We start from the raw sequence: 16,640 nt of genomic DNA, 5'->3' as shown, positions 1-16,640 counted from the left end.
TCCAAAACGGAAATTACAGCCAATAAAATAAAGTGGTTTTCCAATGTTGGGTTCCGTGAATGTTACCTATTGAAAAAATGATTTATAGTAATAACATAGACATTTGACGAAAGGGCACCGAATGCATGGTTGCCCTTATTATTCTAAAAGTTCCTTTATAATTTCTTTTATATGCTTAGTGGGCTTATCAACATGGTTTAAATAATAATTTTCAGTTATGACAAGACCTGGTCCTACTATTGAACGAAGAAAAGGTGATATCTTTCCTGTGTAATCATTAATAGTTATGCATTCAGTATCTTCATTCATTAGAATGTTATATTTACATGCTATTTCTAATACAGGCTTTCCTTCATTATTTATCATTTTTCGAGAACTGATGGATTCAATAAGCGCATTACTTTGTTCGATTTGAAAACTATCTATATTAGCCAAATCGTAGGAAATAATGAAAGCTATACCTATTGCGTTAATCATAGATTTCCTCCTTTAGTAGTTTTGCTTACTAAAATATAATAATATATATTAAAAGTAAACAGTATGAGAGCAAGTGATGTATGGTTGCTCTTTTTTATACGAAATATCACCTGCCGTAATGGATTATATAATAACAATTTCAGACATAAAGATAATTCAGAGGCATACACTTATATAGAACGGTTGCAAATATAATTACCGATATTCTTTGCGAGAGAGCACTTAAGGAGAGTGCTCTTTTTCATTTTCACACTTTAAAGGAGACAAGCATATAGTATAAAACAAGTTATATTTCATCTAATCCCTTTTTTACCAAAGTACTAGCGGAAACGAGTGCTGTTATTATGTCACCTTTTGATAAGGACAAGTATAGGGACAACCCTACGTTGTTCCTTATTCACTCATATCTAACTCCTTATCACATTAAGAGAATCCTTGTGTAGGATGCTCTTAATGTGATAAAACAATTTTTACACCAAAAAAGAAAGGCTTGATACATATGACGTATACGTCCGTTTTAATGATTATTGGAAAGTAAACTTCTATTCAAAAGTTTATTTTCGCAGCAGTTTAGTATATATGCGGTTGCATACATCGAATTAGCCTTAAGCATTAGCAGTTTAATTTTAGGGATAATCGCCCTAATACTTAAGATCTGGTCTAAACGAACAATATTTGTAATTTCATTTGTTTTATTATATTGTGCTTATTTTAGGACTAGATTAGAAATAAGCAGGATTTTACGAGTGGATTATTGTAATAGGACATATTCTACCGTCATTGTGAGGAGTTGATTTTTTGGTTAATCTATTGGAAAATACATTCCAATTATCAGCAATAATACTACTCTTATGTTCATTTTATTATTACAGGCATTTTAAAAAGATTAAGAGAGAAAGAACACTAACTTCATTTGAATTTTCAATTTATATCATAACCCGAGTTGCATTTTTTCTTTGTGCAGGTAGTTATCTACTTTTGTTCTTGGATAAAAATTATTAAACAACCAGAAGCTATTCTTGAATAAAGAACAGCTTCTTTAAAGCAACGAAGGTATTTAAAACATGGAGATACTCTCTCAAAACGCGTTCGTTGATTCTGGTGCAAAAACTTAAGGACAATTGCAATGAATCTATAAATCTTGGACATACTGTTACTATGACTTTAAAAAGGGTGCGTGATTGGTATGGAAAAGGAAAATGTATTCAAATGGAAGCATTATCAGCCTGATATTATTTTGTTAACGGTAAGATGGTACCTACGGTACAACCTCAGTTTTCGTGATTTGGTGGAAATGCTAGAAGAACGGGGTTTATCCATTTCTCATACAACGATTATGCGTTGGGTTCATCAGTATGGTCCTGAATTGGACAAACGAATCCGCCGTCACCTCAAACAAACAAATGACTCTTGGAGAGTCGATGAAACATATATCAAAGTAAAAGGTCAATGGATGTATCTGTATCGTGCTGTTGATTCGAAAGGAAACACAATTGATTTTTTCCTAAACAAAACAAGAGACCAGAAGGCTGCAAAGCGCTTTTTCAAGAAAGCTTTGCGGTCTTTTCATGTTTCAAAGCCACGTGTTATAACAGTCGATAAGAACCCGGCTTATCCTATAGCAATTGAACAGTTGAAAAAAGAATACCTGATGGTATGCAACTTAGACAACAAAAGTACTTGAATAACATAGTAGAACAAGATCATCGCTTTATAAAGAAGCGAATCCGTTCTATGTTTGACACAGCTACATCCATTCTTTCTGGAGTAGAAGCCATGCATATGATTAAAAAAGAGCAGCTTGATTTACGGGACCAGTCTGTCCAAAATCAGAAAGAATTCATCCATCAATTGTTTGGGCTTGCAGCATAAGATACGATTCCGTTAGGAATATATGTGCTTTATTCTCCTATATTTTATTTTTGCACCAGAATCATGAGAAGGGAGTATGTGTCAATTTTACCGTTGTGAGCGGCAATAACAAAGTTAAAACTGCCGAAGAACGGAACGGTTGTATTTGCTGGCGCGCCGAACTCGGAATTTGCAATCACGTTGAACTAGCTACAATTCTAGATGGACTTCAACAAAAACAGTACGACACAGAAGAGGTGTTTTGCTGGTTTTGTTTGTATTTACGTATGATCTTTACGAAGAGGCTTTCCACGAATAATATCACGCTCAAACTCTGCAAGAACAGCTAGCATACCAGTTCTGGGCAATCATCTTTTGCCCCACTCATCTTCTCGGTGTAAATACGTTCGCAGCCGGCATTATGATGTACAAGCCCTATACGATGCAGGAATTATCCGAGGTGTTTCGGCTACTAAGTTTAACCAACATGGCACACTCACACATCAACAGGCTGCACTTGTGTTAGAACGAACACTAGAATATCTAGGTGTAGAAAAAGAGTCAAATACAGGGCCCTACCACATACCCATCAACCTAAGATTTTGAAATAACCCCCAAAACGAAAATTTTATATCCCTACAGTTATTTATGAAAGTTCAATTCATTTTTTCATTTTGGGGAACAACCAACTTCTTAAGTTGATGGGCATGGGGTAGCACCGCACATCCATCAACTTAAGAAGAATAAACGCCACCAAAACAAAAAAAAGCCCCAAATTTTTCTTGAAAATAAATTAGGGCTCTTGAACCAGAAAAGTATATTTTTAACTATGAAAACTACGATAAATTTTTCCTTTTTTCCTACTTGCTAAATTCAGCAAGTAAAATATTTTTAAAAGGATCAGGATTGTCAGCTTTTCCTAAACTGTTAAAATTGACAGCTAACGTATGCTTACCTCCAAGTGTACCTCCAGCAAAAGTACTAAACCCTGGAATGCCACCTGAGTGCCCCCATATCGAGACACCGTTTGGAAGCCTAGTTTCATAGATTCCAAGACCATATCCGACGATTTCAGCACTTCCTGTAGGAACTGTAGTAAGCATTTGTTTTAGTTGCTGTTCCTTCAGTAATTTACCACTGAGTAAGTAAGAGAAGAATTTGTTTAAGTCGTCAGCAGTAGAAATCATATCTCCAGCCGAGCTACCTATACTTGGATTATAATACGTAATGTCTTTTAGCTCACTTGCTCCGTCTGGTTGGAAATATCCACGGGCATGGTTGGTGCCTGGAATAACGCTTGAATTGCCAGGTAGAAATGTATTTGACAATTCAAGTGGTTCAATAATTCGATTTTCAATCTCTTCCGCATAGCTGTTTCCAGTTACTTTTTCGATAAGGATACCCAGTAATACGTATCCTGTGTTTGAATAAGACCAGCCCTTTCCTGGGGCAAAGTCTGGGGGCAGCGAAAGTCCCAACTTCACTAGATCTTCAGCAGTAAACGATTTATTTCTATTCTTAAAAAAATCAGCTTCTTTTGTCCTTGAGTATTCAGCGATACCACTTGTATGGTTCAATATCTGCCGGATAGTAATCTGTTTAGCATCATATCCGTTTCCTTGAATAACACCAGGCAACCATTTTTCGATGGAATCGTCTAGATTCAGGCGATTCTCTCCAGCTAATTGAAGTACAACCGTTGCGGTGAACGTCTTCGTTACGCTGGCAATACGAAAGCGAAAATCTGTTTTCATTGGTTTCTTGGTGCTCAGATTCGCTACCCCAGCGGCATAACCCCACGTTTTTCCACCCTCATAGGTTTTAACAAGTATCCCCGGGAATCCAAGATGCAATGTATCTCGCATTGCTTGTTTGACGGAATTACGATCTCGTTGAGTGCTTGTGTGTGACGAACTAGATACATTTTCAGTGGACTCTGCTGTTACAATTGATGTTGGTGTTGTGTATAACAGGGAACTCCCAGCTATTAAAATGGCAAGACTTGCACATGTAATTTGACTACGTGTTTTCATAAGGCATTCCTCTCCTCTATTCATATTGTATAGGTGGTTGCTTGCTGTTTCATACTAACCACACAGCTATCATCTTCACCGATTACAAAAGGTCAACATTGAATTTGTATTCATCTTCATAAGTATTATTTTACCAACGCCATTCTGCCCTAACAAACGGTAAATCTCTCTTTTTCCACATGTTTGTAAACCACAGAAATTACTTCTTTTCCTTGAAACACTTTTGTTACTAGTTTGTTTTTCATATATAAGTCATATCTGTTCCGCCTTTCACGTCTCGTAATATTTTTATCCTATACAATGAAACTCTCTTTTTCCTTACCCATTCCTTACAAATTTCTTACGTTCAAAATAGATTCTATTTATTAATATTATTTAAAATCTGTGATACGATTTAATCTTAATTTAGTTGTTTTATAGAAATATTTCTGGTTTTCAGAAAATAATAATCGGAATATTCATTGTTTTCTATATTATTTTTAGAAAATAATCCCATTAATAGGAGTGTTATGATTTAATTGTTAGTCAATATCTCACTTTTAGAGCGTTAGTGTCTTTGAGAAAGTCTAAGCAAGCTATTGATTTCATTACCATCACAAACGAACTGCAAAAAAAGAATAGGGTTGAAGAGGCGGGAGAAGTCTCTTATTCCACCCAATTAGTTTCTATCGTCCCTATTTAGTAAACTTAAGGAGCTCGTTTTTATGAAAACTACCGAATCAAAAAGTCTATGGGGAAATACAATTTATTTACAAGTTTTCTCTGCATATTCACTGCTTATGCTCGGAGTATTTATTGACATGTTAGCCATTATGACCATTGTTAGTTTTGAATGGGAAGTAGACCCCATCATGATTGGATTAATTCCTGTTGCGTATGCACTTCCTGGGATTATATTTAGTTCATGGGCAGGCGTGATTGCTGATCGCTTTAGAAAAATTCCAATTATGATGTTTTGTAATCTAATGGTTGGTTTATTAACAATTGTTCTTTTATTTGTCCAAAATATTCATTGGCTTTTGTTAACATTAATGGTTCGTTCCATTTTCACCGTTTTTTACTATCCTGCACAGCAAACACTAACACGACAGATTGTTTCTCCTGATCTGCTTACCAAAGCAGTAAGTATCAATGGGATAGTTGAGCAAGGAACCAAGATACTGGGCCCACTTATAGGAGGAATGTTGCTGAGCTGGTTTCAGCCAGAGTTTTGTCTGATTATAAGGGCAATATGCTGTTTACTAGCTGCTTTGGTTCTGTTGCCCACAATAAGGTTACAGGAATCTCTGTCAAGAGAACATATAGAAAAGAAACAGCAAAGTACTTGGACTGCTTGGTTACAAGGCTGGGGTTATGTATTATCCAATCGGATGATATTATCAACCATGATTTTCTTTACAATAGCTATGGCAGTATTACAATTAGTAGACTCACAGTTCCCTACTTTATTTAAGAGCTTGTTCCCAAATGATAAGAGTAAAATGGGATACATCATTTCTATTATTGGTCTTGGGGGAATAATTGGCGCATTCTTAACTCAGAAATTAAAACATTTTCAATATGGTTGGGTAATATGTGGAGGTATTGCTTTAATGGGAATTGGCTTTGGAGGAATCAGTCTGATAACTCTGATAAGTCCTGATGCATCCCTCATTTTTGCCTATCTGATCAGTTTTATAGCTGGTATTGGAAGTGGACTTATGTTTGTATCCAATCAAGTCATTCTACAAATAGAATCTCATCAAGAACAGGTCGGAAGAGTATTTGGGATTCAAAGCAGTTTAGCAAATGCAGCCCTCATTATTTCTCCTGCTATGAGCGGTCCACTGGTTCACTTTTTCGGAGTAATTGAACTCTATTTTTATGTGGGTATTGGGCTCATCATCATTGCAGTAATTGGGGTTGCACTACAGAAATATTTATGGGTTACACATAAACAAGAACCTGTAAGAGTAAATAATTTTTGAAGGGAAGATTTTTTATGGCCAATGAGGAATGTTATCCGTTAAGTCATCCACAGAGGAGAATATGGTATACAGAAGTTATTCATTCCGGTAAAGGGATATGTAATTTAAGGTTTTTGTTTAAACTTCATAGAAAAATGGATTATTCAAAATTAAATCGAGTTGTGAATCGTGTTATTAGTGAAAATGATGGTCTTTGCATCAGATTAAAAGAAAATGGGCATCAGGAACCTGAACAATATTTTATTAAACATGAAGAACAAGAATTTGAGTTTTTCGATTTCAGTTCCGTGGAGGATTCAGATTTGCTTGAGAAATGGATTGAGCAGAAAACAAAAGAAACGTTTACATTATTTAATTCAGATTTATACTATTTCGCTTTAATAAAATTAAACGATAATGAATGTGCAGTCTTTGGGAATGTTCATCATATTATCATGGATGGTTTATCAATCCAAATATTTACCAGTCAGATTGCAAAATATTATTATGAGATGCATAACGAGACTGAGGAAGGCGAAATTAGAAATTCATATGTTCAATTTCTGGCCAATGAACAAACATACTTGAATAGTATTCGCTTTCAAAAAGATCAAAAATTCTGGTTAGAGGAATTTAAAACAATTCCATCTGTGACGGGATTGAAGCCTTATAATACGTACCAAGTTAGTACCAAAGCATCACGTGAAACGTTTATATTATCGGAGCATATGAAGAAAAAGATAGAGTTATTTTCTGAAGATTATAAATTAAGTGTATATTCTCTTTTTGTTGCTGCTTTCTCATTGTCTATGTATCGGTGGACCTCATCGCTTGATATTGCATTAGGAATGGCTTATGGCAATCGTATGACTAAAATGGAACGGGAATTAATTGGAATGATGGTGAGTACGGTTCCTCTAAGAATGGATATGGATCCAGAAGAAGAAGTACTTTCATTTATTGGTAGGGTGTCCAGAAAACAAAGTAAATCATTACGACATCAGAAATACCCATTTGATTTGTTATTAAAGCAGATTAATAAAGAGAATAACAGCAATGTTAGACTTTTCGGAACTACGATTGATTATAGAGATCGTGATGAAAGTGGTGACTCACTTTGGATTCCAAATGGTGAAGAAATGCAAGATTTTGCAGTACATATTGAGAATTTGACTGATATAGACTCTTTACAAGTACATATTGACTATCGTAAAGAGCTATTTTCTAAAGAAGAGATAAACCGCTTTTTTAAAACCATGTTAGCAATAATAGAAAATACATTTAAAAACCCAAAGCAAAAGGTTTCTGAGATTGAAATTATTTCAGAAGAAGATAAAAGAAAAAGTTTAGTAGAGTTCAACAATCCTAAGCTTGATTTTCCACCTCAAGTAACTATTCATGAATTGTTCGAACAGCAAGCGATGATTTATCCAAATTCTATTGCAGTTACGTATGAAAAAGGAAAAGTTACTTATAGGGAGCTAAATGAACGTGCAAATCAGTTAGCTCATTATCTGCAGAAAAAAGGAGTAGGACCTGATACTTTAGTTGGGCTGTGTGTTGAACGTTCTCTAGAAATGATTGTAGGTATTTTAGGGATTTTGAAGGCTGGTGGAGCCTATGTTCCACTTGATCCAACATATCCAGAGCAGCGACTTCAATATATTTTAGAGGATGCTGGCATTCAGTTATTCGTAACGCAAGAAAGTTTAAAAGAATTGAAATGGTTACCAGAAAATATTAAATCGATTTGCCTGGATCGTGATAGAGATGAGATTGGGCAAGAAAGTAAGACCTTACCGTTTTCTGATGTAAGTTCTCAAAACCTAGCTTACGTAATCTATACTTCGGGATCAACAGGGAATCCAAAGGGCGTTATGATAGAGCATCACAATGTCATTCGTTTATTTAAATCGACGGACTGTTGGTATCAGTTTAATGAAAAAGACACTTGGACGCTTTTTCATTCTTATGCATTTGATTTCTCAGTATGGGAAATTTGGGGAGCATTATTATATGGTGGGAAATTAGTTGTTGTTCCGTACTGGATTAGTCGATCGCCCAAAGATTTCTATCAACTGTTAGTAAAGGAAGAAGTCACAGTTCTAAATCAAACACCTTCCGCATTTCGACAGTTAATACAGGTGTGTGAACAAGAAGATGAGAATAAAAACTTGCAACTGCGTTATGTGATATTTGGTGGAGAAGCGTTAGAACCTATTAGCTTGTTACCGTGGTTTCAAAGGTATGGGGAGAAAAAACCGCAGCTAATTAATATGTATGGAATTACAGAAACTACCGTTCATGTTACATATTATCCAATTACTCAAGATGATGTGCAGCATGCTTCAAGAAGTAATATCGGAAAGCGGATTCCAGATTTAGAAGTGTATATACTAGACGCTTATCAACAACCTGTACCTATAGGTGTAGATGGTGAGCTTTATATTGGCGGGGCAGGGCTTGCACGTGGGTATTTAAATCGACCTGAATTAACTGCAGAGCGCTTTATACCTCATCCATTTAGTAATGATCCGAAAGCAAGATTATATCGGACAGGAGACTTAGCAAGGTATTTGCCAGATGGGAATCTGGATTATCGTGGAAGAATTGATCATCAGGTCAAAATACGTGGTTTCCGAATTGAGATTGGGGAGATTGAGTCTACTTTAAATGCATATGCATCTATAAAAGAGGCTGTTGTAATTGTTAGAGAAGATCAACCGGGTGACAAACGATTAGTATCATATGTTGTAGGAGATGGAAATGTAGGTGCGTGGCGAGAGTATCTTAAAGCGAAACTACCGAGCTATATGGTCCCTTCGAGATTTGTGACGATGGAAGCCATTCCACTAACAGCTAACGGTAAAGTTGATCGTGAGGTCTTACCTATGCCGGAGGAAGAGCAGACTAACAGTGAAGCTGTTGCCCCTCGGAATAGTAACGAAAAGATACTGGCTACCATCTGGAAGCAAGTATTAGGTGTTAAAAAGGTAGGAATCCATGATAATTTCTTTGAAATTGGTGGCGACTCGATTCTCAGTATTCAAATCATATCTCAAGCAAGTCAAGAGGGATTAAAACTTACTCCAAAGCAAATGTTTGAATGCCCAACCATTGCCGAGTTGGCACAAGTGGCTATAGAAACTCAGGGAGTACAAGCGGAGCAGGGAATTGTGACAGGAGAAGTGCCCCTTACTCCAATTCAGTACTGGTTCTTCGAGCAAGAACATTCACGTCCGGAGCATTGGAATCAATCGATGCTTTTAAGAGTAAAAGAGAGATTGGACGTGAAGTTACTAGAAGGAGCGATCTTAAACTTACTAAAACATCATGATGCTTTACGTTTCCGGTACGAACAGTTACCAAATGGAACGTGGAGGCAGAGAAATGAAGGGACTGATGAGCATTCTGTACTTCATGTGGTAAAACGGAACAAAGCTAATGAACAAGCGTGGAATAAAGTAATACAAGAAGAGATGAACATTACTCAAACTAGTTTCAATTTAGTTACAGGTCCGTTAATGAGAGTAGTTTACTTTGAGGACACCTTGTCTGGAAATGATCGAATATTCTGGGTGATTCATCATTTAGTAGTAGATGGAGTATCGTGGAGAATTCTATTGGAAGATTTACAGGCGGTATATAACCAGATGAAACAAGGTCAAGGAGTTCGCCTACCTGCGAAAAGTACATCTTTTAAAGAGTGGTCGGAACGCCTGCAGGCATACAGTGATTCGGGTATTTCAAAAGAAGTACAAGATTATTGGAATGAACGGGTAGAAAAAGAAACGATGAAAATTCCAATGGACTATCCAATGCAAGAAACAACAGAAGAATCGATTGATCAAGTGACGAGGACTTTAGGAGTAGAAGAAACACATGCATTGTTACAAGAAGTTCCAGTGACTCATAAGACAAGGATTAATGAGGTACTATTGGCGGCATTAGGACAAGCTATCGTCGATTTTACAAATCAGCAAACGGTTTCTATTCATCTAGAAGGACACGGGAGAGAAGAGATGGTTGAAGGTATTGATCTATCACGGACAGTGGGCTGGTTCACGAGTATTTATCCTGTTCATCTGAATTTTCAAGGAACTAAAACACCTATTGAAGGATTAAAGGCTGTAAAAGATCAATTGCGTCAAATTCCGAATCGCGGAGTTGATTATGGTATTTTACGTTACTTGAAAAAAGAATTACTTCCGTTTTATCAGCAAAAGCCTTCAATAAGCTTTAACTATTTGGGTCAATTTGATCAAGTGTTTTCAAAAGAATCTTTGTTTATGCAAGAGACAGGGTTTACATTTTTAGATCATGCTCCAGATTCCAAGCCATCTCATCTAATTGAGGTTATCGGTATGGTAAAAGATGAGAAGTTACATTTTGTTTGGATATATAGTAGAGAACAGTTTTCTAGATTAAAAATTCAAGCGATAGCAGATGGTATGTTGAGGCATCTTCGTCAACTTATAAATAAACCAACAACAGAGTCAGCTTTTACAGTATCAGATTTTGCTGATGCTGAGGATCTTACGGAAGAAAGCTTGAGCAAAGTATTACTTAAATTAACAAAGAAGAGGGTGTAAAGATGGGAGACGTTATAGATATATATGGATTATCACCTTTGCAAAAAGGAATATTGTTTCATACTTTATACGATCGAGATGATGAACATTCTTTTTCCTACATTGTACAAGTAGGCTTCTTGCTCGGGGGGCAATTGGATGTTGCTACTTTTGAAAAGGCTTGGGAATATGTTATTCATCGACATGAGGTTCTACGTTCAGTATTTGTGTGGGAGGAAGTTGAAAAACCTCTGCAAGCAGTTTACCAACGTCTTCCTTTTACTATTCATCAAGAGGATTGGAGTGTCCATTCATATGAAGAGAGGGAGAAGAAATTACACCAGTTTTTGACTGCGGATCGTAGAAAAGGATTTTTATTGGATGAAGCACCATTGATGAGAGTCACTGCGATTAAAGAAGCAGAAGAGGAAACGAGAATCATTTGGACACATCATCATATTTTGCTAGATGGGTGGAGTGTGTCATTGGTCTTTAGTGAAGTGATGGAAGTTTATCTCAAGATGATAAAGGGAGAATTGTTGAATTTTCCTAAATCTCTTCCTTATAAAAAATATATCCAGTGGATAAATAAACAAGATCAAAGTCAAGCAGAGGAATTTTGGACAGAAGAATTAAAGGGGTTTTATGCACCTACGCCATTAGCGATGGAAAGAAAGGATCAAGAACAGGAGAAGGGCTATGGAGAGCGTGTTTATCAGGTATCTGAGGAACTCACTGAAAATTTACAAGAGTGGGTACGAAATAGTCGATTAACATTGAATACGTTAGTACAAGGCGCATGGGCCTATTTGATGAGTAGGTATAGCGGTGAAAGTGACATCGTATTTGGCGTAACTAGCTCTGGACGTCCTACTGATTTGATAGGAGCAGAGAATATGGTAGGTCTATTTATTAACACATTACCTACTAGAATTCGATTAACGAATGATACATCAGTGGTAGATTGGCTTCGCAAAATACAGATGAAAGAAATGGAACGAAGACAATATGAATATAATTCGTTGGTTGATATTCAAGGGTGGAGTGAAGTTCCGCGGAATAGCTCCTTATTTCATACCTTGTATGTGTTTGAAAATTATCCAATTCAAGGTGAGAGAAATGATGATTTAAGATTACTAGATGTTAAAAGCGCGGAACAAACAAATTATCCTTTAACACTCATTGTAATGCCTGGTAAGGAAATTACTATAAAGTTGATGTATGACCGGAGCTATTTTAATGAAGAAACAATAAATCGAATCCAGGGTCACTTATTGCAAACATTAATTCAGATGACAAAGAGCCTAGATTCAAAGCTCTCCGAAATTACTCATTTAACAATGGAAGAGCAGACACAGTTACTAGAGGAATGGAATAATACTCAAGTGAAATATTCAGCTGAAGGCATGATTCATACGGCATTTGAGGAGCAAGTTAAGAAAACGCCAGGAGCAATCGTAGCTATTTACGAAAATGAACAAATTACCTATAGAGAGTTGGATAAGCGTGCGAATCAGCTAGCACATTATTTACAAAAGCGTAGTGTAGGTCCAGATTCTCTTGTCGGAGTATATATGGAACGTTCATTACAAATGATAATAGCGTTATTAGGTATTCTAAAATCAGGAGGGGCATATGTTCCACTTGATCCTACTTATCCAGAGAGTCGGCTTCGTTATATATTAGAGGATGCTGGAATTGAAGTACTAGTGACAGAAGAAAATTCAGAAAATTTATATATATCTGAAGATGTTGAAACGATTTGTATGAATCAAGATTATATTGCAATTGAAAAAGAAGAATCAACCCCATGTATAAGTGGTGTAACAGGAAGAAGTTTAGCGTATGTTATGTATACCTCAGGATCTACAGGGAATCCAAAGGGAGTGATGATTGAGCATCATTCAGTAATTAATTATCTAGAATGGATGCAACATCAATATCCACTTTCTGAAAAGGATGTGGTCTTGCAGAAAACACCATTCTCATTTGATGTATCTGTTTGGGAGTTATTTTGGGGTATTCACGTGGGAGCATGTGTATCTTTCCTGCCTCCAGGTGGAGAAAAAGATCCTTCCATTATAGCTGAAGTGATTGAAAAACATCAGGTTACTATTGTTCAATTTGTACCTTCGATGTTATCTGTTTTCTTAGATCACTTCAATCATATTGAATTGGACATGAATTGTTCGTCCGTGCGCCATGTATTTTCTGGTGGGGAAGAACTAAGTTCAGGGTTGGTTAGACGTTTTCAACAGCAATGGAATCATAGACAAGTAAAATTAACTAACTTTTATGGACCAACTGAAGCCACTATTTATGTAAATGCATTTGACTTACAACCTAATCAAGAAATTGTTTGTATTGGGCAGCCGATACAGAACACGCAATTATATGTATTAGACCAAAATCAACGCTTGCAATCAATAGGAATAGAGGGTGAGTTATATATTGGTGGTGCCGGTTTAGCGCGTGGATATTTAAATCGCCCGAATCTTACTGCCGAAAAGTTCGTTTCGCATCCATTTCAATTGGGGGAACGACTATATCGAACAGGAGATTCAGTAAGATATCTAACTGATGGAAATTTAGAATTTATAGGTAGAATGGACCATCAAGTAAAAATGCGTGGTTTTCGGATTGAACTAGGAGAAATTGAAGCGACTTTAGAAAAATGTTCGTTTATTAAAGAGGCTGTCGTATTAGTTAGAGAAGATCGTCCAGGCGATCAACGATTGGTTGCATATGTAATAAGCGATGGAAATACCCAAGAGTGGAGAGAGTATTTACAAAACCAATTGCCGAATCATATGATTCCAGCGCACCTTGTAGAGTTAGAGCAGTTCCCGCTTACTCCAAATGGGAAAATCGACCGAAAGGCCTTGCCAGTACCTGATGAGCAGCCTATAGGAGATTTAAATGTTCTACCTCGGACGCCATCGGAAGAGCTTATTGCCTCGGTTTGGGGTCAAGTGTTAGGGACAGAAAATATTGGTATTCAGGATTCCTTCTTTGAACGTGGTGGGCACTCACTACTTGCTACTCAAATCGTCTCTCGATTGCAAGAATTGTTCCAAATCAAAATCCCATTACGTGAACTTTTCAAGCACGATACAGTGGAAGCATTAGCGAAACGAGTAGATCAGTTGCGCAAAGAAGATAGAAAACGAGAGATTCCACCCCTTATACCTATGACGCGGGAAGAATTTATTCCACTTTCCTATGCATTTACTTCTTAAAGAGAAGCTTGAGTTTCCTGATTTGTACGTGGAAAACTGGGATGCTTTTTGGGATTGTATTACAGGATTTGTATGTCCTTTGCCAAACAAAATGATCTTCGACGGATGGTCAAAGTTTGAAAAAAGGTTACCGAGAGATACAAAAATAATGAAAGAGTGTCTTCTTGATTATAATGAAGAGGATAGAAAGGATCATGAATGGAAAAGCGAATTCTTATTTAATTGAATACTGTCAATATGATATGTAAATATGCATATTGTATTTATTTGGGTTTTTTGTATGTTAAAATCAAATATAAGGATGTAAATATATAACAAACCAAAAGTAGGAATATCCAATGAATTTTGAGAGGTGTTACATGTTTAAAAATAAGAAATTAATTCGATTTTGTCTAACATTATTTGTATGTTTATCTGTAATTAATTTTACAATCAGTTATTTTCAAACATATCTTGAAACAGCAGCAGATATTAAATGGGTAATACCAGAAATTTGGAAAACTATTTTGATAGATGCTCCTGAAAGCATACTTGTTATTTTAGGTGCAATAGCTTTATATGATTTCACAAAAGAGACATCGCCAAAAGACGCATCAATCTAAATGCGTCTTTTTTATTAAAATTTATATTTTAAAGAGTTACCTAGAAGAGAACAATCTATTAATTAACAAAAAAGAAAAGACACCCTAAGGTGCCTTCCTCCGACTTGAACCATCTTAATTTTAATAATATTGGACTCCCGTCCAAATATTATTTTACCATGTTAAGTTGTTTTGTCCATTGAAAAATAAAATTTAAATCTATGTTTTGTTGTTTTGGGAAATATTCCATATCGATAATTACAATACACGTTTTAGTTTTTTGAATTATTTATTTGTTTAAAAGTTGAAATTAATAAGAACCCCATAAATGATAAACCATTCCACCAACAAAAAACACTAATCCTAAAAACAAAACAATTAAAGCAAGTACTCCATTTTGATTATGTTCCATAAAATTAGCTCCTTTTAGATTTATTTTTATCCTGCTATTTGTGGGCAGTAAAACTCCCACCTCAAAATTCAGCTGGAGCAAAGAAGTTAGGTGGGAGCCCTGCTGCCCGTAAACGCCCGATTGATGAAGGCTAATACTCAGTGGGGGGATGAACAAAACCCCCACTGAGTAAAGTTTCACTTTATATACAAAAAAGCCTTTAGTCGTAATTATGGCTAAAGGCTTTGATCATTATACTGTTTAGTTTATAAAATTTGGAACTGAAAATGTACTAGCTTGATAATGAAGCTTGGCTATTAGAATTGAAAAATTTTAGTTTTATTATAATTAACAGAAATGAGAGTAGTGTGAAAATGAATCCGCTCCAAATAAGTTGGTGAATACCTAAGTTTGAAATGAACCAGCCTCCAATAGTTGTTCCTAAAGTAATTCCGAGATTTGAGAATGAAACGAATAGGCTATTACCAAATTCAGGCGCTTCTTTTGCTTCGCTTATTAACCATGTTTGACTAACAATTAATCCGCCAGCATGTACGATTCCCCAAATGAATACGATAAAAATCATTGGAACAAGGTAGGGACCTAAATAATAAACCAATATGTAAACAATAGAATATAGGATAGGGAATAATATTACTGTATTTACTATGCTTTTTTGCAGGAGACTACCAAATAAATGATTGCCTAAAATCATAACGATACCAAATATGAACAGCATGATACTGATGAGAGATCCATTCATGGAAGTTACTTTTGCAAGGTACTCGGCGAAGTAGCTGTATACGGAAAACATGGCTGCAAAAAGGAATGTGACGGTTAAAATATTCAACCATAATCCTGGTTTGCCGAGTATACGAATTTGTTTGCCGAAAGACATTTTTTCTTTAACAGGCATAGAAGGAAGTAGGATTAGTATTCCAATGAATGCAAGAGTGTTAACAAGCGCTCCGAATAAGAAAGCAATTTCGAGTGAAAATTGGTCTGCAAGGTAAGAGGTTAGTGGTACACCTAAAGCAAAGCCAACAGTAATTCCCATAAAAACTTTTGTAACCGCTTGACCGCTCTTTTCTGGGGGGACAAGTTTAGCAGCTGTTACAAGAGCGATTGAAAAGAAGAGTGGATGAAGCGCTGCCGGTAAAATACGAAAAATAAGCATGATTTCAAATTGTGTTGTATAAGCGTAGATTATATTTGAAATAACAAATAAAAAAATTGCTGATAATAAAATTATTTTGCGATTAATACTAGAGACGAGCAGAATTAAAAACGGACCAGAAATAGCAACAACTAGTGCAAATATACTTACTAAAAATCCAGCTTTTGTAGTCGAAATTCCGAATTTTTGAGTGATTTGTGGTAATACGCCGACAATACCCATCTCGGTAGTAATAATTCCGAACACACCTATTGCAAGTGTCAGAATAAGTAAAGGATTTACTTTTTTCATTTATAAAACTCTCCATTCGTATCAGTATTTTGAAAGTAAACTCATTAACAAAGAAGCATTATTGGATGTCAATATTATTAGGA

9 protein-coding genes and 2 pseudogenes are annotated in these 16,640 nt (G+C 35.9%); 8 read left to right on the top strand and 3 right to left on the bottom strand.

Features of this window, described 5'->3' with window-relative positions; translation table 11 throughout:
* Positions 1 to 138: 138 nt before the first annotated feature.
* On the bottom strand, positions 139 to 477 hold the full coding sequence (locus JFT89_RS09125; protein WP_201039794.1) for a hypothetical protein: 339 nt from the start codon (positions 475 to 477) through the stop codon (positions 139 to 141).
* 798 nt (positions 478 to 1,275) lie between these two features.
* Here JFT89_RS09125 and JFT89_RS30160 point away from each other — a divergent pair.
* Together JFT89_RS30160 and JFT89_RS09120 are read left to right on the top strand one after the other, a co-directional pair.
* On the top strand, positions 1,276 to 1,479 hold the full coding sequence (locus JFT89_RS30160) for a hypothetical protein (RefSeq protein WP_235712618.1): 204 nt from the start codon (positions 1,276 to 1,278) through the stop codon (positions 1,477 to 1,479).
* Between the two features lie 184 nt (positions 1,480 to 1,663).
* A pseudogene (locus tag JFT89_RS09120) lies at positions 1,664 to 2,349 on the top strand (IS6 family transposase).
* A gap of 839 nt (positions 2,350 to 3,188) precedes the next feature.
* On the opposite strand, the gene JFT89_RS09115 reads toward JFT89_RS09120, so the two are convergent.
* The gene (locus tag JFT89_RS09115; RefSeq protein ID WP_061675370.1) at positions 3,189 to 4,361 is read right to left on the bottom strand and encodes a serine hydrolase domain-containing protein; all 1,173 of its coding nucleotides are present in this window, start codon (positions 4,359 to 4,361) and stop codon (positions 3,189 to 3,191) included.
* 550 nt (positions 4,362 to 4,911) lie between these two features.
* Here JFT89_RS09115 and JFT89_RS30720 point away from each other — a divergent pair.
* The 6 genes and pseudogenes from JFT89_RS30720 (at position 4,912) to JFT89_RS09085 (ending at position 14,719) form a co-directional block, all read left to right on the top strand.
* On the top strand, positions 4,912 to 5,043 hold the full coding sequence (locus JFT89_RS30720; protein ID WP_003192741.1) for a DnaB-like helicase N-terminal domain-containing protein: 132 nt from the start codon (positions 4,912 to 4,914) through the stop codon (positions 5,041 to 5,043).
* Positions 5,044 to 5,065: 22 nt separating this feature from the next.
* Positions 5,066 to 6,328 carry an MFS transporter gene (locus JFT89_RS09105; protein ID WP_201039793.1) on the top strand — a complete coding sequence of 421 codons (1,263 nt, stop codon included), beginning with the start codon at positions 5,066 to 5,068 and terminating at the stop codon, positions 6,326 to 6,328.
* A gap of 14 nt (positions 6,329 to 6,342) precedes the next feature.
* Positions 6,343 to 10,899, top strand: a complete 4,557-nt coding sequence (locus JFT89_RS09100; RefSeq protein ID WP_201039792.1) for a non-ribosomal peptide synthetase — start codon at positions 6,343 to 6,345, stop codon at positions 10,897 to 10,899.
* Positions 10,900 to 10,901: 2 nt separating this feature from the next.
* A pseudogene (locus JFT89_RS09095) lies at positions 10,902 to 14,105 on the top strand (non-ribosomal peptide synthetase); the annotation flags it as partial.
* Positions 14,101 to 14,343: a barstar family protein gene (locus JFT89_RS09090; protein ID WP_242488374.1), complete on the top strand. Its 243-nt coding sequence runs from the start codon at positions 14,101 to 14,103 to the stop codon at positions 14,341 to 14,343. The pseudogene JFT89_RS09095 and the gene JFT89_RS09090, both read left to right, overlap by 5 nt.
* A 112-nt stretch (positions 14,344 to 14,455) precedes the next feature.
* Positions 14,456 to 14,719, top strand: coding sequence for a DUF3937 family protein (locus JFT89_RS09085; protein WP_002169007.1), 264 nt, complete (start codon positions 14,456 to 14,458; stop codon positions 14,717 to 14,719).
* A gap of 662 nt (positions 14,720 to 15,381) precedes the next feature.
* Here JFT89_RS09085 and JFT89_RS09080 read toward each other — a convergent pair.
* Entirely contained in the window at positions 15,382 to 16,557 is a 1,176-nt protein-coding gene (locus tag JFT89_RS09080; RefSeq protein WP_201039790.1) for an MFS transporter, read from the bottom strand.
* Positions 16,558 to 16,640 lie beyond the last annotated feature (83 nt).

Source organism: Bacillus sp. TH25, from assembly GCF_016650935.1.
In the GTDB taxonomy this organism is placed as follows: domain Bacteria; phylum Bacillota; class Bacilli; order Bacillales; family Bacillaceae_G; genus Bacillus_A; species Bacillus_A mycoides.
Note: the sequence above shows the minus strand (reverse complement) of the source record. Positions and strands in the feature narration are given on the sequence as shown.

Excerpts from the sequence above, each read along its gene's own strand:
- JFT89_RS09125 (WP_201039794.1), bottom strand. The coding sequence starts at position 477 with ATGATTAACGCAATAGGTATAGCTTTCATTATTTCCTACGATTTGGCT.
- JFT89_RS09115 (WP_061675370.1), bottom strand. The coding sequence starts at position 4,361 with ATGAAAACACGTAGTCAAATTACATGTGCAAGTCTTGCCATTTTAATA.
- JFT89_RS09105 (WP_201039793.1), top strand. The coding sequence starts at position 5,066 with ATGAAAACTACCGAATCAAAAAGTCTATGGGGAAATACAATTTATTTA.
- JFT89_RS09100 (WP_201039792.1), top strand. The coding sequence starts at position 6,343 with ATGGCCAATGAGGAATGTTATCCGTTAAGTCATCCACAGAGGAGAATA.
- JFT89_RS09090 (WP_242488374.1), top strand. The coding sequence starts at position 14,101 with ATGCATTTACTTCTTAAAGAGAAGCTTGAGTTTCCTGATTTGTACGTG.
- JFT89_RS09085 (WP_002169007.1), top strand. The coding sequence starts at position 14,456 with ATGAATTTTGAGAGGTGTTACATGTTTAAAAATAAGAAATTAATTCGA.
- JFT89_RS09080 (WP_201039790.1), bottom strand. The coding sequence starts at position 16,557 with ATGAAAAAAGTAAATCCTTTACTTATTCTGACACTTGCAATAGGTGTG.